20 protein-coding genes are annotated in these 23,564 nt (G+C 51.4%); 1 reads left to right on the top strand and 19 read right to left on the bottom strand.

What is annotated here, in order from left to right; translation table 11 throughout:
* Window positions 1-230 precede the first annotated feature (230 nt).
* The 6 genes from PGRAT_RS04410 to PGRAT_RS04385 all read right to left on the bottom strand — a co-directional run bounded on the left by PGRAT_RS04410 (window position 231) and on the right by PGRAT_RS04385 (window position 5,940).
* Entirely contained in the window at window positions 231-2,030 is a 1,800-nt protein-coding gene (locus PGRAT_RS04410; RefSeq protein ID WP_025705316.1) for an ABC transporter ATP-binding protein, read from the bottom strand.
* A gap of 13 nt (window positions 2,031-2,043) precedes the next feature.
* The gene (locus PGRAT_RS04405; RefSeq protein ID WP_025705315.1) at window positions 2,044-2,502 is read right to left on the bottom strand and encodes a lasso peptide biosynthesis B2 protein; all 459 of its coding nucleotides are present in this window, start codon (window positions 2,500-2,502) and stop codon (window positions 2,044-2,046) included.
* The gene (locus tag PGRAT_RS04400; RefSeq protein WP_025705314.1) at window positions 2,499-2,804 is read right to left on the bottom strand and encodes a lasso peptide biosynthesis PqqD family chaperone; all 306 of its coding nucleotides are present in this window, start codon (window positions 2,802-2,804) and stop codon (window positions 2,499-2,501) included. The genes PGRAT_RS04405 and PGRAT_RS04400 overlap by 4 nt, the downstream gene beginning before the upstream one ends.
* Entirely contained in the window at window positions 2,801-3,742 is a 942-nt protein-coding gene (locus tag PGRAT_RS04395) for a phosphoenolpyruvate carboxykinase (ATP) (RefSeq protein WP_025705313.1), read from the bottom strand. Before PGRAT_RS04395 ends, PGRAT_RS04400 begins: the two co-directional genes overlap by 4 nt.
* A gap of 114 nt (window positions 3,743-3,856) precedes the next feature.
* A complete protein-coding gene (locus PGRAT_RS32995; protein ID WP_020426161.1) occupies window positions 3,857-3,982 on the bottom strand; it encodes a paeninodin family lasso peptide in 126 nt (41 codons plus the stop codon).
* 29 nt (window positions 3,983-4,011) lie between these two features.
* Window positions 4,012-5,940, bottom strand: a complete 1,929-nt coding sequence (locus PGRAT_RS04385) for an asparagine synthase-related protein (RefSeq protein WP_025705312.1) — start codon at window positions 5,938-5,940, stop codon at window positions 4,012-4,014.
* A 348-nt stretch (window positions 5,941-6,288) separates the two neighbouring features.
* On the opposite strand from PGRAT_RS04385, the gene PGRAT_RS04380 reads away from it, so the two are divergent.
* Window positions 6,289-7,164, top strand: a complete 876-nt coding sequence (locus PGRAT_RS04380; protein WP_025705311.1) for a GNAT family N-acetyltransferase — start codon at window positions 6,289-6,291, stop codon at window positions 7,162-7,164.
* Here PGRAT_RS04380 and PGRAT_RS04375 read toward each other — a convergent pair.
* From PGRAT_RS04375 to zwf, 13 genes are all read right to left on the bottom strand, one after another.
* Window positions 7,161-7,814 (bottom strand): M48 family metallopeptidase, encoded by a 654-nt coding sequence (locus PGRAT_RS04375; RefSeq protein WP_025705310.1) that lies wholly within the window; start codon window positions 7,812-7,814, stop codon window positions 7,161-7,163. The genes PGRAT_RS04380 and PGRAT_RS04375 overlap by 4 nt on opposite strands.
* Before the next feature lie 294 nt (window positions 7,815-8,108).
* On the bottom strand, window positions 8,109-9,128 hold the full coding sequence (locus PGRAT_RS04370; protein WP_025705309.1) for an ABC transporter ATP-binding protein: 1,020 nt from the start codon (window positions 9,126-9,128) through the stop codon (window positions 8,109-8,111).
* A complete protein-coding gene (locus PGRAT_RS04365) occupies window positions 9,125-10,141 on the bottom strand; it encodes an ABC transporter ATP-binding protein (protein ID WP_025705308.1) in 1,017 nt (338 codons plus the stop codon). Before PGRAT_RS04365 ends, PGRAT_RS04370 begins: the two co-directional genes overlap by 4 nt.
* Window positions 10,108-11,052, bottom strand: a complete 945-nt coding sequence (locus PGRAT_RS04360) for an ABC transporter permease (RefSeq protein ID WP_042267808.1) — start codon at window positions 11,050-11,052, stop codon at window positions 10,108-10,110. Before PGRAT_RS04360 ends, PGRAT_RS04365 begins: the two co-directional genes overlap by 34 nt.
* 32 nt (window positions 11,053-11,084) lie before the next feature.
* Window positions 11,085-12,056, bottom strand: coding sequence for an ABC transporter permease (locus PGRAT_RS04355; protein WP_025705306.1), 972 nt, complete (start codon window positions 12,054-12,056; stop codon window positions 11,085-11,087).
* Window positions 12,057-12,177: 121 nt separating this feature from the next.
* Complete coding sequence (locus PGRAT_RS04350; RefSeq protein ID WP_025705305.1) at window positions 12,178-13,917, bottom strand: peptide-binding protein; 1,740 nt, start codon at window positions 13,915-13,917, stop codon at window positions 12,178-12,180.
* A 620-nt stretch (window positions 13,918-14,537) separates the two neighbouring features.
* Window positions 14,538-15,764 (bottom strand): GGDEF domain-containing protein, encoded by a 1,227-nt coding sequence (locus tag PGRAT_RS04345; RefSeq protein WP_025705304.1) that lies wholly within the window; start codon window positions 15,762-15,764, stop codon window positions 14,538-14,540.
* Window positions 15,765-15,884: 120 nt separating this feature from the next.
* Window positions 15,885-17,246, bottom strand: coding sequence for an amino acid permease (locus PGRAT_RS04340; protein WP_025705302.1), 1,362 nt, complete (start codon window positions 17,244-17,246; stop codon window positions 15,885-15,887).
* A 294-nt stretch (window positions 17,247-17,540) separates the two neighbouring features.
* Window positions 17,541-18,881 (bottom strand): hypothetical protein, encoded by a 1,341-nt coding sequence (locus PGRAT_RS04335; protein ID WP_155990375.1) that lies wholly within the window; start codon window positions 18,879-18,881, stop codon window positions 17,541-17,543.
* A gap of 165 nt (window positions 18,882-19,046) precedes the next feature.
* Complete coding sequence (locus PGRAT_RS04330) at window positions 19,047-19,529, bottom strand: VOC family protein (RefSeq protein ID WP_025705300.1); 483 nt, start codon at window positions 19,527-19,529, stop codon at window positions 19,047-19,049.
* 190 nt (window positions 19,530-19,719) lie between these two features.
* Window positions 19,720-21,135: an NADP-dependent phosphogluconate dehydrogenase gene (gene gndA / locus PGRAT_RS04325; RefSeq protein WP_025705299.1), complete on the bottom strand. Its 1,416-nt coding sequence runs from the start codon at window positions 21,133-21,135 to the stop codon at window positions 19,720-19,722.
* A gap of 121 nt (window positions 21,136-21,256) precedes the next feature.
* On the bottom strand, window positions 21,257-21,925 hold the full coding sequence (gene fsa / locus PGRAT_RS04320) for a fructose-6-phosphate aldolase (protein ID WP_020428805.1): 669 nt from the start codon (window positions 21,923-21,925) through the stop codon (window positions 21,257-21,259).
* A gap of 39 nt (window positions 21,926-21,964) precedes the next feature.
* Window positions 21,965-23,476, bottom strand: a complete 1,512-nt coding sequence (gene zwf, locus PGRAT_RS04315; protein ID WP_025705298.1) for a glucose-6-phosphate dehydrogenase — start codon at window positions 23,474-23,476, stop codon at window positions 21,965-21,967.
* Window positions 23,477-23,564: the final 88 nt, after the last annotated feature.

Here is a 23,564-nt window from a genome sequence, read left to right as displayed (position 1 = left end):
AAATAAGTGCTCCTCAGTCCGTTAGACATAGCCAGACTCCCCCGGTCCAGATATCAATCAAGCTGGGAATCGGTACACCTGAAGTGTGATCTCTCCACGCCTTCATTCGTTCCGCCGGAGTTGTGCTCCAAATCCACCATTTAGAGTCTGATGCTCTACTAGCTTACATAGCACTCACAACACTTCAAGCTAGCTCCAGCAAACTTCACCTAACTCCGCAGCGCAATAGGCTACATCGCTTCTTCCTGGCTGCTGAGCAGGCGGCTGAACATGCCGCCTTGTTCGGAGGCCAGGCCGCTGTACACTCCCTGCTGGATGACCCTGCCCTGGTCGATGACCAGGATCTGGTCCGCGCCCCGGATGGTCGACAGGCGGTGCGCAATGACAATGACCGTAACTGTTGCTTTCAGGCGCTCCAGCGCCTCCTGAATCCGCTTCTCGTTCTCGGTATCCAGCGCGCTCGTCGCTTCGTCCAGCACCAGGATCGACGGCTTGCGGATAATCGCCCGCGCCAGCACAAGGCGCTGCCGTTCTCCGCCGGAGAGGCGGACGCCGCGGTCGCCAAGCAGCGTATCGAGCCCTTGCGGCAGCTTGCGGACGAAGTCAGCCGACGAGGCGAACTCCAGCGCCTCCCACAACTCAGCCTCGCTTGCATCCGGCTTAATCATCGTCAGATTGTCACGGATCGTTGCGTTGTAGAGAAAAGGGTCCTGCGCTACATAGCCGATGGAGCGCCGGTAAGGCAGAAGCCTCTCCCCTGTAACCGGCTCTCCGTCTGCCAGAATCTCACCCGATTCCGGCTGAATCAATCCCATGAGCAGGTCAACAAGTGTGCTTTTTCCCGCACCTGAACGTCCCACAATGGCTGTCATGCGGTTCGCCGGGATCACCACGTCCACACTGCGCAATGAATAATTCTCCTCCTGCGGGTTGTAGCGGAAATTCACATCACGTGCTTCAAGACTACGCTTCAATGTCATAGGAGCAGCCACAGTACCGGATTGAGCGTGCGCACCATGCTCCGCAGCCTGCAGAGATTCCTCATGCAGCAGCTGCAGCTGCTTGAAGGCAGGCAGTACGGAAGCAAGCTGCTCCAGCAGGGTCTGCAGGTTGGAAAAGGTCGGCCACAGACGGGCGAACACCAGAATAACCAGGAACAGATAAGGCCCCTCCACATGCAGGAAGCGGAACGACACGAAGATGAACACCGCAATCAGCAGGGTCGACGACATTTTGTACAGCAGTTGGGAATTCGTGCGAAGCCGCGTATAATCCAGCTGCTCGCTTTTGACTTCGCCGGTGAATTCATGCATCCAGCTCAGCCGGGAATCCTCCAGATTGTTGCTTTTGATGTCCTTGATCCCGTTCAATTGATCAGTAATGCCAGCCAGATACTGCTTGCCCAGCTCGGAACTGCGGCTGCCCAGCCTCTTGGCTTTGCGGATGAAACGCCGGGAGAACAGGGACAGCAGAACCGCGCAGACCAGAACAGCCAGAGTCATTTGGGGAGACAGCCAGAACGCGAAGCCGATCTGTACCAGCGTGAACAGCAGCGAAGTCAAGAACTGCAGAAAGCTGCTGATTCCCGCAAGCACCCTCGCGAGTTCAGTCGTCATTACATTGATCAGGTCCGAAGTGCGCTTTTTCAGAAAAAAAGACCACTCGGCCCGCAGCAGTGCGCCATACACCTCATACCGCAGCTTCCGGCTGTAGCTCTGCTGAATGTCCACGTTGCGGATGGCGACAAAACGGGAGATCAGATTCTGGCAAAGCACAATGAGCACATACGCACCAAGCACCAGCGCAAGCGCTGAGGTCTGCGGCAGCTCCGATATGAAATCGAACATAGGGAGATCGATGCCTGCTGCGTTTCCGCCAAGCTGAATCCCAGCCATACCCAGCATCGGCACCAGCAGCAGAACAGCAGAGCTCTCCAGCAGGCCGCTGATCACCATACCGAGCAGATTCAGATATAATTTGACTCCGGACAAGCGCTGAAGCTGCCGGATGTAATACATTATCGCTTGCATGGACCCACCTCGATCAATCGGCATGTAACACTTTGGCGAATTTCTCCACCACTACAAAGCCCTTCATGGCATCATCGCCCGAGACATAATACGACCCGCTGCGCAGCCAGGCATGGGCAATCATCTGGCCCTGCTTGTCCTTGGCAACCCCCATGTACAAAGTACTCTCAATCCCGCGTTTTTCGAGCATTTTGAGTCCCGCTACCGCTCTGACCATGCAAGTGCTTTTCCAGGGTGTAACGCGGCTCATGACCCGGATCGCCTTGGTAACATGCTGGATGCGGGCGATATCGCCCTCTTTGGAAAGCGTAGGCGTTTCCTGCGCCTGTAGGCCAAGCTGTGGAGCTGTTTTGGCGAACGGGAACAACAGTTGAATCCGAACGAGAAAAAGCCTCCAAAGCGCCTCGGGAAGGAGCGCCAAGGCGGCTTTATCTACCGTCAGCAGCAGGCGTATGCGCCGTAAGGTAATCATGGCTGGCTTACAATACCCGCAAGATCCTCATCCAGCAGGCTCTGCAAAAAAACAAACACATCCTGGCGGGCAATCTCTTCCGGAACCTCAAAAGTTTCCCGGATGATCTCCACCACCCTACCAGCGGTTACAGGCGACGCCAGCGCCGTCCAGATTTCTCCGCCAACCTCACCCAGGTTGTAGTACTTGCCATTTTTTACGTTCAGCATAACCTTTTCGCCGTCCATATCACTGGCAATATTTCCCTCACGCTGTACCAGCACTGATTCGAGGGATAAGACATCCGCCGTATTCATATTCATGAGTTCATCTCCTTCACTAGTTGCTGCTGTAATGCTTCAAGAATAAGCGACGTTTGCTGCGGAGCGCTAAAGCCCTGCTCAGGCCGGGTCAACCGGTACATCGGCAGCCGCCCCACGAAAGAAGCCAGCATGCCGAAATGCCACTCGCGGATCCCGATCCGGTCGACAATCGCTCTTTGATAGGTATGATTGTACAATGTGTGGAACCGCTCCATGCCTTGAATCGGCTGCAGACTGACCGGAGCCTCCGGGGCGGCAGATAATTCAAACAACCCTGCAAGCTGCACAGGTTCGCCGTGAAAGCGGTCATGCACCGGTACGGCAAACTTGGTTTCCCGCTCAAACAGCGGACGGTAGAGGGACGAATTCATTCCCAAATAGTCCAGGCTCTGCTGCCACAGCTTCTGCTGCGGATAACCTGGAACTGCAAATGGATATCCATTGTGCACCATAACGGGAATAACGTCGTCACTGATCAGCGGGTTCCCCTGATCCATCAAATACGAGGCCAGCGTTGATTTGCCTGCCCCTGAACGCCCAACCAGCGCGTATGCCTTGCCTTCAATAACAAGCGCGCTTCCATGAAGCGGAAGAATCTGTTTCTGCATCAGCAGAATACCCATGCAGCTTCCCAGAATGAAGAGACGGATACAATCGGGATCTGCTCCGGGAGCAGGTGATACTGTAATCGTATTGCCGTCCTGAATAGCAAAGAGGGCTGTATCCTTAGCTTCGAACATAACCTCATGCCCGGATACCCCAAGGCTCGGCGTGATCTTCGGCATAGCTTCCCAGCGTTCCTTCAGATCTCCCTGAATAACTGATACGCTGCCAATAAGCCCCGGCTCACCGGTAAGAGGAAGCTCCGGCAAAGGGAATTCGCTGTGGATTTGCAGACCAAATGCTTTGTAAGCCAAACCTTGAACGGTACTCGCCATACGATTCACTCCATATCTTCGATTTGCCCGGGTTCGGGGAACTGTTTGTAAAAGGATAGCCCTGGTCCCCCTCAGCAAGCTTAGGGAGACGAGGGCCAGGCGAACAAAACCATCCTAGGAGTAGTGTTGTACTTCATCCGGATCATCTTGGAACGCGTCGACGATAGCAACACCAGGTCCAGCCATAGTCATTTTCACATCGAGTACTTCCAAAGCAGGCTTGCTGTATTCCTTTTTCATATTTTCACCCCCTTTCAAGCATTCCCTCATCAGGATAAACGCTTCAGAAAACGGTAAAACACAAGTCCACGTGTCAGAAGGCGAAAATCCGAGTTGAAAATCATATTTGGTGCGGGCTCACTACCCAGCCGGTTCAAACATCCGGCGAGCCCGGTATTATTGAGGTAAGCAGAGGTGCGGGGGTCCTGGATCATCTCTCTGAGCTCCTGAAGAAAATCGTCCCACTTCGGTAGCATACGGTAAATCCCGTCCGCCCCCTGAACGCCGCGCCGTTTCCGGTTCAAACGCACCTCGTCCGGCAGCAGTCCTTTCATCGCTCTGCGGATCAGCGAGCGGTCCACCCCATTTTGCACATACTGGCTTTCCGGCACGGACAGGCAGAAGCGGATAACCCGCAGATCATTCGTAGGATCACGATCCCACACCCGGTATTTCAGTGACAGCTTCGTTGCTATCGTCCCGTTCACATTCCAGACATGCGGCTGTTCAAAATGCTTGCGCCGGATATCGTAGATGGTCTGGGAAGAGCCACTGTTAATCCCCAGCGCCTTAAGCCGTTCGTCCACTTCTGTGCGCCTTGCGAAATCAGGGTGGATGAGATCAGGCGGAGCTTCGTGCTTAGCCGGCAGCAGTCCAGTCAGCGACGGGAAGGCTTTTTTGCCGACAATTTGAAATACCTTTCTGCGGTTTGCCCCCATCGACTCATTGTACTTCCGGTTTTCCCGGTAAAAGGAGATCCAGCGGAATTCACGAATCAGCTTAGCCTGATAATCCAGTGCAGGACCCCAGGAAATGGTCCAGTTGCCTCTCTGCCCGCTGAGCAGCACGCCGATGTTCTTCATTTGCGCCTGCTCAAAGATCCCTTTGAGCCAATAGGAATTCTCGATAAATTTATAAGGCATCTCCATAATATCCAGCCAGTCATCAATTTCACTGTACGGACTCAGATCGGGAAAGTTCAGAAAGTTAGGCCGGACATTCCCGACATAATCGATGGTTTCCTGGATATAGGGACGCTCGTCGGCGATACGTTTGCCGATGTTGAAATCGACAAAGTGATCCACCGGATAGGAACTGAAGGTATGCAGCGGCTGGCCCTGGCGGCGAAGCTCTCTAGCGGCGAAGCTGACTACCGATCCGGAATCGAGGCCTCCGCTTAGGTTGGCTCCAACCGCGCGATGCGTCCGGAGCCTGTCCCGGACCGCTTGCCCGAACACCTCACGAAACGCTTCCTCGTACTCCTGGTCTGACCGCAGCCGCAGCTCGGGTGGAGCCTGCAGGGTGCAGTACCGGGAGAAGAAGATATTCCCGTCCTTTACGGAAATAGAATGGGACGGCGGCAGTTGTTCGATGGACTGATAGACTGTGGAATACTGGTCCGAAACATCGGTCCGTGTATGAATCGCCAGGAACTCGGAGGCCCAACCCTCATTCAGAGTCCGGTCTGCCCCCGGCATCGACAGGAGCGGATGAATGACGGTACAGAAAGATAACAGCCCCCTGGACCGCAGGAAGTACAACGTCCGGTTCCCGGAGAAATCTCTGGCCCCGAACAGTGCCCGCTTCCGTTCATCCCAGATCATAAAGGCAAAGTCACCGACAAGATAAACCGGTGCCTGCTCGCCCCATTTCTCATAAGCCAGCAGAATAAGCAGACTGTCCGGCATAGAGACTCTATCCCCGCGCGGCACCTGAAGCCGCTCGAACAACTCTTCACGGTTATCAATAATGGCGTCAGCCGTAATGGCCAGCTTCCGCAGGGAATCATAATAAGGAAGCGTCTCCCCAAGGGATTCCGGCGTAATCCACTGCGACAGACAGCCCAGGAATACATCTGTGCTCTGCCATGTCCTGATCTCATCGGCCGGATAGCGGCTGAGCTGCTGCATAAGATCAGGCCCCTGCTTAGGGTCCAGAGGTTGATGCTGTAAATGATAGATTCCCGCAATCGCGCTCATGGCAAGCCCCCACCTGGTTCAAAAGCCTCCCTCGTGCTTCTGGAAAGCACCGATTGGAGCTTTTTTACTGGTTCTTAATTAAGAACGTTTCTTTATATATAAGATAACGCCCTTCCCATTAATTGTGAATAACACCACCGACTACTTTTTGGTATCCTTTAGCGTATTGACAATATATTTTATATTTGTTATGAACATAGGCAGAAAGACTATAATCTATTGAATTGAAGACCCTTTCCAGGAATTGAGACCATGGAACCAGATCAGATGGAGCCAATTACACGGGTAGCTAAGCGTCACAAGTTATTTTAGCCCCACACGAAAAAATATTTACTAAGGAGCGGTTACATGCAGCAGCTAACCTTAATGAAGGATTACAAACATAATGACCCCCTCCGTAAAAGCCTGTCCGGGCTTGCCGAAAGCACTTTTGGCATAAGCTTTGAACGCTGGTACCGGGAAGGCTTCTGGAGTGAGCGGTATATCCCTTTTTCTTACGTTCAGGAAGATCAGGTAATTGCCAATGTATCGGTGACCCTGCTTGATTGGATTATTAATGGCGTGAAGAAAAGCGCCGTGCAAATCGGTACAGTGATGACACATCCCGGTTACCGGCATAGGGGCTTATCCGCCCGGTTAATGCATGCTGTGCTGGCAGAGTATGGGGACAGCGCGGACTTTATGTACCTTTTCGCCAACGATACGGTTCTCGATTTCTATCCACGGTTTGGTTTTATTCCAGAAGAGGAGCATCTTTTCAGTATGGACTTTAGCGCCCCCCTTTCGGGGGCAGGGGGGATTCGAAAATTAGATATAAATAGCCTTGAGGATTTAGCCTTCATTGCCAAATTTGCAGAGGGCAGGCTCCCGGTATCCAAGCGCTTCGGAACCGGACGTACGCAAGGCTTGCTTATGTTTTATTGCTTGGAGGTCTTTAATGAAGACATTTATTATCTGGAGAACGAGGACGTTATCGTTATATATAAAAACGAAGGCAAACAGCTGGAGCTTTTTGATATCATTAGCCACAGAGAGATCAACCTTGAAGAGATTCTAACTAAGCTGGCAGGCAGGGATACTGAAAAAGTACTTTTCCACTTTACTCCGGATTACGAAGGGATTCCTGTCACAAGCACCCCGCATCACAGCGGCTTATTCATACGGGCGGGCGGTGATAATATATTCCCTCATCACGTTAAGCACCCGGCTACATCCATTGCTTAAAGCGTCATAAACTGCCCCTGCCGGGCGAGAAAAGCTTCCTTCTCCTTGTAGTCCGGCATCACACTTCCGAGACGGCGCCAAAAGGACCGGTCATGATTCATATGCAGCAGATGACACAGCTCATGAATGATTACATAATCGATGACCTCAGGCGGCGCCATGGCGAGCCGGTAATTGAAGGTCAGCTTTTTATCCGCACTGCAGCTCCCCCATTTGGTTCGGGATTCAACGATTTCAATGGATTTGGGCTTCACCTTCAGCATCGTTTGATAACGGGTGATCCGCTCGGCGGCAATCTTTTTCAGGCTGGCAAAATAAAACTTTTTCAGCTCAAGCTTCAGCTTCTCCGCATCCTGCTCACCGGTATTAATTAATTCGTGCAGCAGATACTCCTTCCCAAGGTACAGGAACCTGCCCTCCCCCTGGTATTCCTTGGGAGCCGGGAGCTGCCGGGCCGCCGCATTCCTGCGCAGGCTCTCCAGAATCCATTCACCATGCCGCTGTACTGCGCTGCGGATCATCTCTTCGCTTGTACCCGTTGGCGCCTTGACTGTAATAAGCCCTACCATATCGATCTGCAGGGAGATTTTTTTCCGTTTGGCATATTGAACATGAAGCTGCAGGGTCTGATCCCCGAGTTGAATCTGCATAGCCACCATCGTTTCTGTAAGGTTGATGAATTCCCTTAAGTTTAACACGGATTCACCGATGCCAAATAGCCCAGCCCCTAAGAAAGCTCCAGCCAATTCAAGGGCGCGGCCGAACGCAGGTTTGCTTACTTTTAAAACGGCCCGGAATTTCACTTAGGTTAACAACTGCTGTACACTTCCGGTTTCCGCTGTAGAAGTAGAAACGGCCAAAAAGGGATGCTCCCGCAGCCGGCCAGCGGCTTCAGGAGCATCCCTTTTTCACATTATTTATGCTTCAGATAGAGTAAACCGGTACTACGATGATGCCAGCGGAAAATGGCAGGCCACCATTCGTCCGGGATGCAGTTCTTCAAGCAGCGGCTCCTGCTGGCGGCATCTCTCCTGGGCCAGCGGACAACGGGTATGAAACCGGCAGCCGGACGGCGGATTCGCCGGTGAAGGAACATCACCTTGCAGTACAATCCGGTCCTGCTTCCGTCTTGGCGTCGGCTTGGGAATCGCCGAGAGCAGCGCTGCCGTATACGGATGCAGCGGGGCGGCAAACAACGCCTCCGTCTCCGCGACCTCAACCAGCTTGCCCAGATACATGACGCCTACACGGTCCGAGATATGGCGGACGACATTCAGCCCATGCGCAATGAACAGAAACGTCAGCCCAAGCTCCTTCTGCAGCTTCATCAGCAGGTTAATCACTTGGGACTGCACGGATACGTCGAGCGCGGATACTGCTTCGTCGGCGACAATGAACTGCGGATTCAGCGCAATCGCACGCGCGATCCCTATGCGCTGGCGTTGTCCGCCCGAGAATTCATGCGGGTAGCGGTTTCTCCGCGTAGCATCCAGACCAACCAGCTCCATCAGCTCCACAACTCTGGCATCGATCTCATTTGCCGTCATGTTCCGGTGAATCTTCAGCGGCTCGCCAATAATATCCTTAACCAGAAACCGCGGATTCAAAGAACCGAACGGGTCCTGAAAAATAATCTGCATCTCCTCACGCAGCTTCCTGAGCTCCTGATGGCCCAGCGAATGGATATCCCGGCCGCCAAACAGCACCTCCCCCCCGGTGGCGCTTTGCAGCCGGAGCAGAACCCGTCCAAAAGTGGATTTGCCGCAGCCGGATTCACCAACCAGGCCAAACGTTTCCCCTCTGCGAATAGACAGAGAAACACCATCAACGGCCTTCACCTGGCCAACCGTCCGGTTAAGCAGGCCTTTGGTGATCGGGAAATATTTTTTGATATCCTTCACTTCCACCAAAACTTCGGCGGAGGTTGTATTATTTAACGGTTTGGCTGCTGTCTCATTGGTCATGCCTGTCTCACCCCATCTTTGTTGTCAGCTTGGACCGGCTTATCCTGAAACAGCCAGCAGGCGGTACGGTGATCATCCGTAATCATGAAATCCGGCGGCTCCTTCATGCTGCAGACCTCCATCGCATGCGGACAGCGCGGATGAAAGCGGCAGCCCGGCGGAAGCTGGCCGATGGGCGGAATCGTTCCTTTAATAGTATACAGTTCTCCGCCACGCCCTCCCGCAAAGCCGGGAATGGATTGCAGCAGGCCAATCGTATACGGATGGCTGGGATGATCAAAAATCTCTTCTACTGTACCTTCTTCTACAATAGCTCCCGCATACATAACAGCGATGCGGTCCGCAATCTCGGCAGCCACGCCCATATCATGGGTGATCAGCAGAATGGACATGCCTAGCTCCGCCTGAAGCTTGCGCAGCAAATCCAGAATCTGCGCCTGAACCGTAACATCAAGGGCAGTTGTCGGCTCATCGGCGATCAGCAGCTCGGGATTGCAGGCCAGAGCAATAGCAATAACAATCCGCTGGCACATCCCGCCGGAGAGCTCATGCGGATACTGTCTTGCCCGGATCTCCGGTGCGGGAATCCCGACCAGCTTCAGCAGATCAATGGCCATTTGCATAGCCTCTTTGGAACTTTTATTCTGGTGCAGCTGCAGACTTTCGGCGATCTGCTCGCCAACCGTGAATACCGGATTCAGCGAGGACATCGGGTCCTGAAAAATCATCGCAATCTGATTGCCGCGGATATCCCGCATCTCTTCCTGCTTTTTCACAGCCAGATCCTGTCCATGAAAGTTAATATTGCCTTCAAGAATCATTCCGCCGGCGTAATCAATCAGCCGCATTATGGCAAGCGAGGTCACACTTTTTCCGCTGCCGGACTCACCGACAAGACACACCGTCTGCCCTTTATCCACACGGATGGAGATTTGGTCGGTCGCCTTCACGAGCCCCTTTTCCGTTACAAAGCCGGTGGTCAGTTTCCGGATTTCGAGTAATTTTTCCGCCATTTGTCCAGCCTCCTCCGGGATTTGGTCAATTGCTGTCTGGGATCCAGTCCATCCCGGATACCATCGCCGATAAAGTTAACCGCAAGCACCACCAGCAGGATGCACAGACCGGGATATACGGCCTGCAGCGGATCTACCAGCATGAACTCCTGCGCGTTGCTGAGCATCAGTCCCCAGCTTGTGGCCGGAGCCTGGATGCCAAGGCCCAGATAGGACAATGCCGATTCACTTAGAATCGCACCGCCAACCATCAGAGTCGCATTCACAATAATCGGGAAGCTTGCATTTCGGAGCAGATGCCGGAAAATAATCCCCCAGCTCGATACCCCGATCGCTTTGGCCGCCTCGACATATTGCATTTCCCTAAGCTGCAGGAAGTTCCCCCGCACCAGCCGCGCAATACTCATCCAACTGGTCAAGGCCAGAATCAGGATCATATACTCAATCCTGGAGCCGAATATCGCCAGCACGAGTATATTCAGGAACAGCGTAGGAACGGAGTTCATCACGTCCACAATACGCATGAAGACGGTATCCACCCAGCCGCCAAAATAGCCTGAAATCGCACCGATAATCGAACCGATAGCCACTGAAGCAAAGGCTACTGAAAACCCGATCATCAGGGAGATTCTCGCACTGTAGAGCAGTCTGGTGAGTATGTCCCGGCCCAGCTCGTCTGTTCCCAGCAGATGCCCGTCCACTCCAGGCTTCAGGTTGGCAAACATCAAATCAATGGCCTCCGGCTTATACTTAGTGAGAAGAGGAGCGAGTGCAGCAATCACTATGAAAAAAAGCAGCACGACAAGTCCGCCCATGGCGTAGGGGTTGTGCGAGAACTTTTTCCACAAGATGGCCCAGGGACCCGGAGGTTTTTTCAATTCAGCCGCTTTTTTCGTTTTCGTTGAAGACATGGCATCAGCGGGCAATGGTGAAGGATTAGTACTCATGCTGCTTTACCTCCCTGCTTGCCGAGCTTGACGCGGGGATCTACTATCGCATACAAAATATCCGCAAGCAGATTGCCCAGCACAACCATAACCGCCGTTACGATAGTTATAGCCATGAGTACAGAATACTCGCGCTGGGTCGCCATTTGTACGAACCAGCGTCCCATACCCGGCCAGTTGAACACACTCTCCGTTAGCGCGGCCCCGGCCACCAGAATAGGAAGATCCAGCCCCAGAATGGTGATAATCGGAATAAGCGCGTTCCGCAGCGCATGGTGGAAGACAACCCTGCGTTCTTTGACACCCTTGGCGCGTGCGGTACGGATATAATCCTGATCCAGCACTTCAAGCATGCTTGCGCGTGCATACTTCATATAGGATGCAAGAAAACCCAGTGACAGCACCGTTACCGGCAGCACAAGGTGCATGAACAAGTCGCCGATATCCCCTTCTTTGCCCCTTGTATGCATATCGGACAGAGGAAACCAGCGCAGCTTCAGGGAAAACCACTGCTGCAACAGGATTCCGAACCAGAACGTCGGCATCGCAAAGCCGAGATAAGAGATGAAGGAGGCCGACTGATCGGACAATCCATATACTTTGGTGCTGTTATAAATCCCCCAGGGAATTGCAATGATTAGAGATAACAGCCAGGCTGCTCCCATGAGAATGAAGGTATTGCCGATACGGGGCCATAGCAAATCCGCAACCGGCAGATGATTTTTAAAAGTATAACCGAGGTCTCCCTGCAGCAAGCCGCTAATCCAGCGCACATACTGCACAGGGACAGGCTGGTCCAGGCCGAGATTATGCGCCTGCTGCTTGAAGACTTCCGGTGAAAGTCCCGGAGACAGCATCATCTGGGTCGGCCCTCCGGGAGCCGCATGAATTAGAAGAAAGGTAAGTATAGTAATCAAAAAGATCACCAGCACCGATTGCAGTACGCGGCGGATCAGATATTCTGTCATCAAAAGTCGTCCTCCTAGAGATGGTAAGGCATAGGATCACGGGCCTCCTTCATGACAAAAGGAGAAGAGGAAAGAGAATTCTCTTTCCTCCCCCGCAATTCTATTTCCTGTGTCTGTTCAATTAGTCGGTTACCCACCATTTGATCGCATGGAAGTACTGTCCATAACCCAGTGAAGGTTCAGGAGCGTCTTCCTCTGCCCAGTGAACTCTAGGCCCCGTACCAATGGCTTGCCCATATTGATACAGGAACACGTAAGGCAGGTCGGTAGAGATTTCTTTACCTACTTCTTTATAAATTTCTTTACGCTTGGCCTGGTCAACCGTAGAATATCCGTCTACCCACAGCTGATCCAGCTTCTCATTCTTATACCAGCCGCTGTTCTGTCCGGCAGGCGGGAAGTACTTGGAGGAGAAGACACTCTCTGAATCCGGGTCAGGAGTGTTCAGGGACCACGCTAACAGCAGGGCTTGGAATTTACCCGGCGTTACGTTCTGGTCAATCCAGGCCGCAAAGTCAATGGCCTTCGGTGTAACTTCAATGCCGACTTCCTTCAGGTTCTGCTGAATGACTGCAGCAACCTGCTCACGGCGGCTGTTGCCCGCATTATATTGCAGTTCGAAGGAGAACCGGTGTCCGTCTTTGGTCAGGATGCCATCTTTCCCGGCAACCCATCCGTCTTCCGCCAACAGTTTCTTGGCCGTTTCTGCATTGTAATCATAGTTAACGGCTGCATCGCCAGGATCAGCCCAGGTATCCGGCAGGAACGGTGCATTCATCACCGCACCGACACCCTTCAGAATGTTATCGACCATCCCTTGACGGTTCAGTGCATGAGCAATGGCCTGTCTGGTCTTCTGTCCCGTGAATAAACCGTATTTGTCTTTGAAGTTCTTGGCATCGAAGTTGAACATTACATATTCATACTGGGCGCCCGGCTTTTGAATGATATGAATGTCTTTGTTGGCTTTGACTGCCTCAACCTGTGTAACCGGAATAGCACTGATATGGTCCGTGTCGCCCTTCAGGAGAGCTTGAACCTCGGTATTCTGGTCAGCATAGATTTTATAAACCAATTGTGCAATGTGAGGTTTAACTTCGCCCCAATAGTTTGGATCAGCATCAAGGGTATGGCTGTCGCCCTGTTTCCAGGAGGTCCACTTCCAGGGTCCGTTTGTAACGGTTTTGGCCGGGTCGGTACCATATGGATTAGTTTGCATTTCTTTAGGCTTGACATCCTTCAGAACATGGGAAGGTACTACAGCTTGAACCAAGGAGTACAAGAATGGCGCGTACACTTGCTTCATTGTGAACTTCACTGTCTTGTCATCGACTTTCTCAACGGTCTTTACCTTGTCGAATAGACTTGTAAGCGGCGATCCGGTTTCCGGATTCTTCGCCATATCAACCGTAAATACCACATCGTCTGCAGTGACCGGCTGGCCATCGCTCCATTTGATGCCGTCTTTCAACTTCACAGTATAAGTTAATCCATCCGCAGAGATTTCCGGCACATCCGCTGCCAGAGACCAAGGTTCTGCCTTTACATTTCCTTCGCGGTCCAAATTGTAAAGTTTGGCAAATACGAATTCTGCCAAATCACCGGAAGAAGTATCGTTGATCATAAGAGGATTAAGATTGACGATATCGGAGAATGTGCTCATAACCAGCGTCCCGCCATCAACAGGGGCGCCTGCAGCCGGTTCTGAAGCTGCGGGAGCTTCGCTTGCGGCTGAAGCAGAGCTCTCTGCCGTAGCATTAGGTGATTTAGTTGCGTTGTTATTTGTACTGCAACCTGTAAATAAAACCCCTACTAGAGATAAAACCAGTAACCCAGACCACCATTTTCTCTTTTTTGCCATTCGATTTACTCCTCCTTAGTTAGGTTCGTGTACGGTGAACCGCCAGCGTTGCCGGGTTCTATCATGATCTCTCTGCTGAAGCTTTCAACCTCCCTTGTGCAAATCAAAACAGTCCAACAGCCTTCAAGGTATGTAACAATACCTCACAAAAAAACCTTTTACTATTAAGTCGTCATCCCCTGAAATAGACCAAAGGTCAATTACCAACAGAAACAACTCATGTCGGGAAACTAGCTTTCCCATATAAATTATGGTTTATATTACATGTTAAATTTTCTTACGTCAATATCTTTTTTATGCGTTTTCTACCTTGTCTTATTTCAATATAATGTAGTATAATCCCTTTTCATTCCAATGTATTTCCGGGCTCAATCATTAATACCATTAAAAGTTAAAATAAAGAGAGTTTTGATAACAGCCGTTTGATTTAACCATGTTAATTACATGTGATATTTTTATTGGTATATATATATTCATATTACGCATAAAAAAGAAGCGAACAGCCGCTAGGGTATCTCTACCTTCTCTGCTGTTCGCTTCTTAATAATATGTATGCTTCTACTGGTATAGCTTTGCAAAGTCTAGTTTATAGCGGTTATCTTCCATTGCCGTATCCCCTTTTATTTGCTCACACAATTCCTGCCCTTTTTCTTCGCGCGGTATAAAGCAGTGTCTGCCGATTTCATTACGCTTTCTGTGGTTTTGTACTTCTCATTCTTTTGGGAGACACCGATGCTTACGGTTATGTATATTTGCTTGGAGGTCCTGGCACTGGAGGACCTTTTTGAAGACTTGTTTTTGGATCTGCCTTTGGCGCGTATGGTGAAGGCCTGTTTGGATATTTTCTCCCGCAGTTCTTCGAGATGGGGAAGCACATCATTTATGTTTTTACCCGGAAAAAGAATAGTAAACTCCTCCCCGCCATAGCGGAAGGCTCTCCCTCCGCCCGTAACCTCCTTTATGTTGGAAGCCACCAGTCTCAGCACTTCATCTCCCGTGTCATGTCCATAGGTATCATTGAATTTTTTGAAAAAATCAATGTCCAGCATAGCGATGGCATAGTTAAAGCCCAGCTTCATCATGTCCTGCTTAAGCGCCCGCCGGGAAGGCAGACCCGTTAGCTCATCGGAAAAAGCCATCGAGTACGAATCCTGAATGATCGAAATAATGAAAACAAGCCCTGAAGCAGCAAAAATGATCGAATACAGCAGCGGACTATTGTTCTGGTGCAGCACGTAAAATATGGCTAATAAGACACTTATGAATGAAATCTCCTGCGAAGAGGAACGGTATACAATTCCCCTGACTATCAGGATCACAAAGGTGACCACAAACGCAATCACAGACAGCTGCGGTACGGGAGTTACGGTGTGGAGATCTACAGGTACTACCTCTTTATTCAAGAGATGAAGCCATTCTCTTTCTCCCGACTTCACCTGCCAGAACAGAAACAGGCATTGCCCCAGGATCAGAGCCATCCGGAGGCTTCCCCATAAGCTGATGATGCCCCTCTCCTTAAAAAAGGAAAACAGCGCAATGTTCAACGGAATCGCCAGACAGATAATGGAATAAATATCCCCACTCCGCAGAGCTGTACCTGAAATCTCCGGCAAATAGGCCATGGACGCTATACAAATCGCAAGAATCAGCAGAATGTAAAATTCCCGGCTCCGGTTAAATTTCCAGGATAATACGGCCCCTACAAAAAAAATCGCATACGGTGATAAACCTATGGCCTCTACCTGCGGATTGGACATTGTATTGATTTTTGTGTACAAAAAGTAGGCTGCTGCCACCACTAAAAATGGCAATGTTCTGGAAAAGGCTGCTTTCATCGTAGTCTTCAAGCTCAATAATTCCTTTCATGGAGTTTTCTAAGGCTCCATATTAATATCGGTTGTATTGAGCTGCTAAATAAAGCGAACCAGTCAATCGGGATTTATTATTGAATTTCATGGTATTCCCTGTTAACGTTCCCTGTCCCTGCCAAGCCCGAACACAAAATAACCGGCAATAACGGTCAGAATAAAGACTGCGCCGACAATCAGCGAGGTCCGCGTATCCGGATTAAACCACATGCCTACCAGCACCAGCGACAGAAAGATTACCGTGATATAGTTGCTGAACGGAAAGAACAGTGACTTGAACGGATGAGCGCCCATTTCGCTTTTCCAATTCGCCCGGAATCTGAACTGGCTGACTGCAAGCGCAAACCACGGCACCATTCCCGGAAGAATACTGGCACTGTATATATACAGAAACAGTTTGGAGTCAGGCATCAGATAGTTGAACAGCACCCCCAGCAGCAGCAGGGATATCGTCGTGATAATACTGTTCCTGGGCACTCCGCTCTTCGAGACTTTGCCAAAAAATTTCGGAGCCTGTCCGTTCTTAGCCAGTGTATACAGCATTCTTCCCGCACTGTAGATTCCGCTGTTGCAGCCGGACATGGCAGCGGTCAGCACTACAAAATTGATGATGCCCGCCGCAGCCACAATGCCCACCTTGGCAAAGGTCAAAACGAACGGACTGCCGATCTCACCCACCTCATCCCAAGGATAGATCGTGACAATCACAAAGATCGCGCCCACGTAAAAAATCAGAATGCGCCAGATGATATTTTTGATCGCTTTTTGCAGGGTATATTTCGGGTTTTCTGCTTCTCCGGCCGTAATCCCCACCAGTTCAATTCCTTGATAGGCGGCTGTGACGATGCAGAGCGCAAACAGAAAACCCTTCAAGCCCCCGGCAAAAAAACCACCGTGGCTGTATAGATTGGAAAGGCCTATGGGCTGCCCCCCATTGCCCAGACCAAAAAAGATCATCCCCGTGCCCAGCACGAGCATTACCGCAATGGCCACCACCTTGATCATGGCAAACCAGAATTCAAATTCCCCATAGAACTTCACCGCTGCCAGATTTGCCGCCGCAATAATCCCTACACCCGCCAAGGCCGGGAGCCATTGCGGAATCCCCGGGAACCAGTAGCCTACATAGATCCCAATCGCCGTAACTTCCGCCATGCCTACCGTAACCCACAGGAACCAGTAGCTCCAAGCGGTCATGAAGCCTGCAAGCGGATGTATATACTTATGGGCGAACGTAGCGAATGAACCGGTCACCGGTTCCAGGACCAGCATTTCCCCCATAATGCGCATAACAAAAAACATGATGATTCCCGCCAGCAGATAAGCCAGCAGCACAGAAGGCCCCGCCCATTTAATCGTGCTTGCCGACCCCATGAAGAGTCCTACACCAATCGTCCCCCCGAGTGCGATCAGCTCAATATGCCTTGTCTTAAGTCCTCTGTTCAATTGCTTTGCTTCCAACAAGAACGCTCCCCTTCATATGTGTTCCTTGCAGTCCGTAATGATGTAGGCAGAACGCCTCCACCTTCGTTACGCATACCTATCATAATATGTGAGTATATCCGGCTGCTGTGATATACATTAACGCAATGCAGAATTACCCCACAAAATTGTACGGGAATCTTCAAGGAAATACAATACTCCTTTTACCGGGAGAACTTAGATGATTATGGAAATTCGAAAAGCCCTCCGATAAGCGGAGGACTCGGGTCTTCATTATTCTCAGTATCTAGATTACGTTTGCCGGTATATTGTTTAATAAGCTCCTGCGCTCAGCTTCAGAATTGTGCCGGTTGAAGCCGGGACCACGTCCGCATAGCTGCCGAGTCCAAAATAAAAATCACCGTTCTGTTCCTCGAAAGAACGGGCGAACGTATCCCGGCCGAAGTGGAAAACCTCACTCCAGCCCTCCCCGCTGGCTCCGAAGCTGCCGGTGCTTTTGCGGTAGACGTAATTCGTATATTTGCCCGGGGCTTCTTTGATATAACCCAGCACATACACCGTCTCCCCGCGCTCCAGAATGTCGATAGGCACTACAGTAGGGTTAGGCAGCTGCTCCTTGCGCACATTCTGGAAATTGGCCCCGGCCGAGAACAGGCCTTGCGGAATGGATTGATGGTCATTATAGATAACGCCTGGAATATAGAGCAGCCGGTCGTTAACCGGCGTCGTGCGGAGGAGCTTCAGCCACGGCTGCCCGCTGACACCGGGAACGTTCACTTCACCGGGTTTGGTGACAAAGCTAAGTCCGGGGAACAACTGGGTGCTGGTAAAGGTCAGCTTGGAGGTCTGAATTGTCCCACTGCTGTTCTGCTTAATGGATATCATGTAGCCTTTTTCATTCGCAACCCCCTGTGTCTTCCCCGCCGTGGCTGAAGAAGCATAGAGCGTATCGCCCAGCTCGAACAGATTGTAGGCACGCATAATACCGAATTGGGAGACGGAATCCAATCGGGTCCAGGTATTGCCTCTGTTAGAGGATACATAGATCATGGGGCCTTCAATAGCCCCGAGTGCAGCGTACAGCTTGCCTTTATAGTAGGCCATATCATATACATGGATGCCGCCGGGAATGTTCATGTATTGGTCCCAGTGATCCCCGTTCAGGCGATAAAAATTCCCATAGGCCCAACCAGGCACTCTGGAGTCATTCCCGGGGATATACAGCTCTCCATTCAGCACCTTGAAGTTGTCGATCTGCTCGTCCATGACATAGACATTAGTGGTTACCCTGCCCGTGGACGGGTTGGTATACGTAACATCCTGAACTGAAAACTTGTTTTGGGCAAGGTCCCAGTAATAGATCGGGACTGGTCCAGCATTGGGCGAAGGTGTTTCATTGCTGCTGTTGCCGTGACCCAGATAGATTTTCCCGTTAAAAAGCTGCATATCCCAGACGTTGCGCGCATAAGGCGCTTTCTTGAACGGGCTGCCCAGCACCGCCATGGATGAACTAACGTCCGGAGCCACAGCGGCAATCTGCTCTTCCTGGATAGGCAAGGCCAGCGCCTGCTGTCCCTCCACATAAGATACAACACCTATCAACATGAGACCCGCGCACAACCGGCTTACCTTACTTACTAACCCCCGCATCATGAATCCTCCTAGAATTTGGAATGAAGCAATGATAAACTATTTCTTTGTAAAAAAGAAGGTAAAGGGGTAGTTTTGGTACTTCCGGTGTAATCCGTACGGTAAACATGTAGTGAGCCGGCTGGGCGGGAAGGCCCAGGGTCAGGAAAGTCCCGGTTCGACGGTTGATTAGTGCAAATCACTGCCCTCATGCGCCCGCTTTAGAGCGGCAATGTCCAGCTTGTTCATCTGCAGCATAGCCTCCATGACTCTTTGCGCTTTGACAGGATCAGGATCGCTAAGCAGCTTCCCCAGAACGGTGGGGAAAATCTGCCACGATAAGCCGTATCTGTCTTTCAGCCATCCGCACGGCCCTTCCGTGCCGCCTTCGGACAGCTTCTCCCACAGCTCGTCGACTTCCTCCTGCCCCTCACAGTTCACCAATAGGGAAATCGCTTCCGTAAATTTGTACTCGGGGCCGCCGTTCAGCGCGGTGTATACTTGTCCGTCCAGTTCAAACGTCACCGTCAGCACCGTCCCGGCCGGACGCCTGCCGCCTTCTCCATAATAAGCGGTATGGATGATCCTGGAGTTGTTGAAAACAGAGGTGTAATATTTCGCCGCTTCTTCCGCTTCCGTATCGAACCACAGATTCGTAACAATTTTCGGCATAACAGATCCCTCCTGAATGTTTTTGCAGAGCTGGAATGCTCCGCTGTCAGACGCTCCTCTTCATTATAGACCAAGGAGCCGGCATAATTTCTTATGGATTGCTAAAAAAAGGGACCCCAAAAATATATAAATGCTCCTATTTCAAAAAAGCCCGGGCTGCGCCCGGACTTCATGGTTTAATCCTATCTGATTAATTCTGGTCCATCCATTGAAAATGGAAGCTTCCCGGCTGATCCAGCCGCTCAAAGGTATGCGCTCCAAAATAATCTCTTTGCGCCTGCAGCAGGTTGGCCGGAAGACGTTCGGAACGGTAGCTGTCATAATAGGCCAGGCCGGAGGCAAACGCCGGAACCGGAATTCCTCTTTTGACGGCAATCGCCACCACATCTCTCCAGGCTTCCTGGTAGTTGTGCACCACGCTGCTGAAGTATTCGTCCAGGAACAGGTTCTTCAGCTCCGGATCACGGTCATAGGCGTCCTTGATATTCTGCAGGAAACCTGCGCGGATAATGCAGCCCCCGCGGAAAATCATCGCAATGCTGCCATAGCTCAGGTTCCAGTTATATTCGTCGGAAGCCACTCTCATTTGGGCAAAGCCCTGGGCGTAGGAGGCGATTTTGCTCGCATACAGCGCTTTGCGGACCGCTTCGATAAACTCCTTAGCATCGCCGTCATAGCCTTTGACTTCAGGACCCTTCAGGCGTTTGCTTGCAGCCACACGTTCTTCCTTCATCGCTGAGATGAACCGGGCAAAGACGGATTCGGTAATGATGGACAATGGAACACCCAGATCAAGGGCATTTTGGCTCGTCCATTTGCCTGTTCCCTTTTGTCCGGCGGAATCCAGGATCACATCAACCATCGGTTTGCCTGTATCCGGGTCAGCCTTGGCGAAAATATCAGCCGTGATCTCAATCAGATAGCTGCTCAGCTCCCCGCGGTTCCATTCCGAGAAAATCTCATGCAGTTCAGCGGTATCCAGGCCGAGGACATCCTTCAGCAGTTGATATGCTTCGCCAATGAGCTGCATGTCGCCGTATTCAATGCCGTTGTGCACCATTTTGACATAGTGCCCTGCCCCATCTTCGCCGATGTAGGTCGAACAAGGGTCTCCGTCCACTTTGGCCGAAATGGCGGTCAGGATCGGTTCCACCAGCTCGTAGGCATCCTTTTGTCCCCCTGGCATAATGGCCGGTCCTTTTAGCGCCCCTTCTTCACCGCCGGATACCCCGGCGCCGATGAAGCGGAAGCCTTGCGCCTGAAGCTCCTTGTTCCGTCTTTGTGTATCCGGAAAAAAGGCGTTGCCGCCGTCAATCAGGATATCCCCTGGCGACAGATGCGGCACCAGCTGCTGAATTGTATCATCTGTCGGCTTGCCGGCCTTGACCATAATCATGATTTTGCGCGGCGTCTCCAGCGATTGCACAAATTCTTCGATGCTGTAGGCACCTGCAAAATTTTTGCCTGCTGCTTCTGCAAGCAGTTCATCTGTCTTCTCCCGGGAACGGTTGTAGAGGGCTACCGAGAACCCTTTGCTCTCCATATTTAAGGCCAGATTCTTACCCATGACAGCTAAGCCGACCACACCAATCTGCTGTTTACCCATTGTTCAATACCCTCCCAATGATATGTGCTGAACCAAATCTGTGATCAAGAGACCTCCCCCAGTTTCAAACTTCTCCTCCGTCACTTCAGCCCCTTGATCACTTTTTGTTTAATTTAGCGTATTAAACCTGCGGCGCCTTTTTCCAGTCGGCGGCGAATTTCTCCAGCCCCTGGTCGGTCAGCGGATGCTTGGAGATTTGCTCGATCACGCTGAACGGAATGGTGGCAATATGCGCACCGGCCATGGCTACACGGGTTACGTGGTCCGGATGGCGGACCGAAGCGGCAATGATCTGTGCGTCCAGGTTGTGAATGCGGAACAGCTCGGCAACTTTTACGATCAATTGGACGCCATCCTCGGAGATATCATCCAGACGGCCCAGGAACGGCGATACATAGGTAGCTCCTGCACGGGCAGCAAGCAGCGCCTGGTTCACAGTGAAGATCAGCGTCACGTTGGTTTTTACACCTTTTTGAGTGAGGTAGCGGCAGGCCTCCAGACCCGCGAGCGTCATCGGGAGCTTGATCGTGATGTTTTTGTCATAGTTGTTGATCTTGATCAGCTCATTGGCCTGGGCAATCATCTCTTCAGCGGTAACCGCATCCGGCGTAACTTCGGCAGACACTGACTCTACCTCAGGCACGGTGCGCAGAATTTCTGCAATACGGTCTTCGAATTTCACGCCTTCTTTGGCAACCAGGGACGGATTCGTTGTGACTCCGGACAGAACGCCGATTTGGTATGCTTTTTTGATGTCTTCCACATTAGCGGTATCGATAAAAAATTTCATATGCATAAACCTCCATTTTTAGTTGAACTAATTGCAGTATTAAAAATTTGAAGCAACGGGCAGGATAAGCCCGCTTTCTTCTTCCACGGCAGAGTCGAGCCACCAGTGATGCCCATTCTCCGCGAGCAGCTGGTCTGCTTCGGCAGGTCCAAACGTACCGGAGGCATAGTAATGAAGAGGAACACTATTCTTGGCAAAAGCATTCAGGATCGGCTGCACCCATTTCCAGGACAGCTCTACCTCATTCCAGTGCGCAAAGAACGACGGATCTCCGTGCAGCGCATCATAAATCAGATTCTCATAAGCCTCCGGCACATCAATATGGTTGGTATGAAAATCAATGTGCATCGCTTTGAACTTCCCTTTGTGCTGAGGATCTCTGGCCTTGAGCTGCAGGGTAATCCCTTCGTTCGGGCTGATCTCGAACACCAGCAGATTAGGGATATCATCCTCGGCGGCTGACGAGTTCTGTTTGAGCGGCTCTTTGAACTCAATGACAATGCGCGTCGATTTCTCCTTCATTCTCTTCCCGGTCCGGATATAGAAGGGCACACCCTTCCAGAAGGGATCATCAATCGTAAGTCTGGCAGCAATGAAGGTGTCGTTCTGCGAATCGGCGGAAATTCCCGGTTCAGCGGTATAGCCTGCGGCCGGCTTACCTTGAATAGTACCTGCGGTATACTGCCCGCGGATTACATTGAACCGGACATCAGCTTCTTCCAGCGGCTCAAGGGACTCCATAACCTCTTTCTTTTTGAAGCGCACTTCTTCTGCGGTGCTGTCTTTCGGCAGGCGGATCGCCAGCATCATCAGCAGCTGCAGCATATGATTCTGGAACATGTCTCTAAGCGCACCCACATGATCGTAGTAGCCCGCTCTTTCTTCCACACCCACCGTTTCGCCTGCGGTAATCTGCACATTGGCAATGTAGCGGTTGTTCCACAGGGCATGAAGCACCGGATTCGTCTGCTGGAACACATCCAGCTCCTGCACCATCGGTTTGCCCAGGTAATGGTCGATCCGGAAAATTTCATCCTCGGTAAAAGCCTCGCTCAGCTTCAAATTCAGCTCCTGGGCCGACTGCAGATCATGGCCGAAGGGCTTTTCAATCACCAGACGTTTCCAGCCTTTGGCGCTGCCCAGTCCGCTTTCCTTAATATTCAAAGCAATCGGTTCAAAAAACTCAGGCCCGACGGATAAATAGAACATCCGGTTCGGGGAGCCGCCCATGCTCTCTTCCTGCTGTTCCACCCGCTGCAGCAGCTTAAGATAATCCTCTGTGTGCCCCACATCCAGCACATTATATCGGAAGGCCTTCAGGAAGCCGCGCACGGACGCAGAATCATTCACTTCCCGCCGGGAAAAGTCCCGGATCGACCGCTCCACCATAGCCTGAAAGGCTTCATCAGCCACTTCTCTTCTGCCAAGACCAATCACAGAGAATGAATGGTGCAGCTTGTGGTCGAGATATAAATTATACAGCGCAGGATAGATCTTTCTTCGGGCCAAATCTCCTGTCGCTCCAAACAAAACAAATGTAGTTGCCTCCATCTCCATTCTCCTTCTGCTCTGGTTTATCTTTCCTGAGTACACTATAATACAAATACGATCCATACAAGTAATTAATATATTTCACAGG

The sequence above is a fragment of the Paenibacillus graminis genome (assembly GCF_000758705.1).
In the GTDB taxonomy this organism is placed as follows: Bacteria; Bacillota; Bacilli; order Paenibacillales; family Paenibacillaceae; genus Paenibacillus_AQ; species Paenibacillus_AQ graminis.
Note: the sequence above shows the minus strand (reverse complement) of the source record. Positions and strands in the feature narration are given on the sequence as shown.

What these genes read in the sequence shown, in the direction of transcription:
- PGRAT_RS04400 (WP_025705314.1), bottom strand. Translation starts at nt 2,804, where the DNA reads ATGAATATGAATACGGCGGATGTCTTATCCCTCGAATCAGTGCTGGTA.
- PGRAT_RS04395 (WP_025705313.1), bottom strand. Translation starts at nt 3,742, where the DNA reads ATGGCGAGTACCGTTCAAGGTTTGGCTTACAAAGCATTTGGTCTGCAA.
- fsa (WP_020428805.1), bottom strand. Translation starts at nt 21,925, where the DNA reads ATGAAATTTTTTATCGATACCGCTAATGTGGAAGACATCAAAAAAGCA.
- PGRAT_RS04410 (WP_025705316.1), bottom strand. Translation starts at nt 2,030, where the DNA reads ATGCAAGCGATAATGTATTACATCCGGCAGCTTCAGCGCTTGTCCGGA.
- PGRAT_RS04380 (WP_025705311.1), top strand. Translation starts at nt 6,289, where the DNA reads ATGCAGCAGCTAACCTTAATGAAGGATTACAAACATAATGACCCCCTC.
- PGRAT_RS04385 (WP_025705312.1), bottom strand. Translation starts at nt 5,940, where the DNA reads ATGAGCGCGATTGCGGGAATCTATCATTTACAGCATCAACCTCTGGAC.
- PGRAT_RS04370 (WP_025705309.1), bottom strand. Translation starts at nt 9,128, where the DNA reads ATGACCAATGAGACAGCAGCCAAACCGTTAAATAATACAACCTCCGCC.
- PGRAT_RS04375 (WP_025705310.1), bottom strand. Translation starts at nt 7,814, where the DNA reads ATGCAGATTCAACTCGGGGATCAGACCCTGCAGCTTCATGTTCAATAT.
- gndA (WP_025705299.1), bottom strand. Translation starts at nt 21,135, where the DNA reads ATGGGTAAACAGCAGATTGGTGTGGTCGGCTTAGCTGTCATGGGTAAG.
- zwf (WP_025705298.1), bottom strand. Translation starts at nt 23,476, where the DNA reads ATGGAGGCAACTACATTTGTTTTGTTTGGAGCGACAGGAGATTTGGCC.
- PGRAT_RS32995 (WP_020426161.1), bottom strand. Translation starts at nt 3,982, where the DNA reads ATGAAAAAGGAATACAGCAAGCCTGCTTTGGAAGTACTCGATGTGAAA.
- PGRAT_RS04350 (WP_025705305.1), bottom strand. Translation starts at nt 13,917, where the DNA reads ATGGCAAAAAAGAGAAAATGGTGGTCTGGGTTACTGGTTTTATCTCTA.
- PGRAT_RS04360 (WP_042267808.1), bottom strand. Translation starts at nt 11,052, where the DNA reads ATGTCTTCAACGAAAACGAAAAAAGCGGCTGAATTGAAAAAACCTCCG.
- PGRAT_RS04335 (WP_155990375.1), bottom strand. Translation starts at nt 18,881, where the DNA reads ATGATGCGGGGGTTAGTAAGTAAGGTAAGCCGGTTGTGCGCGGGTCTC.
- PGRAT_RS04365 (WP_025705308.1), bottom strand. Translation starts at nt 10,141, where the DNA reads ATGGCGGAAAAATTACTCGAAATCCGGAAACTGACCACCGGCTTTGTA.
- PGRAT_RS04330 (WP_025705300.1), bottom strand. Translation starts at nt 19,529, where the DNA reads ATGCCGAAAATTGTTACGAATCTGTGGTTCGATACGGAAGCGGAAGAA.
- PGRAT_RS04405 (WP_025705315.1), bottom strand. Translation starts at nt 2,502, where the DNA reads ATGATTACCTTACGGCGCATACGCCTGCTGCTGACGGTAGATAAAGCC.
- PGRAT_RS04355 (WP_025705306.1), bottom strand. Translation starts at nt 12,056, where the DNA reads ATGACAGAATATCTGATCCGCCGCGTACTGCAATCGGTGCTGGTGATC.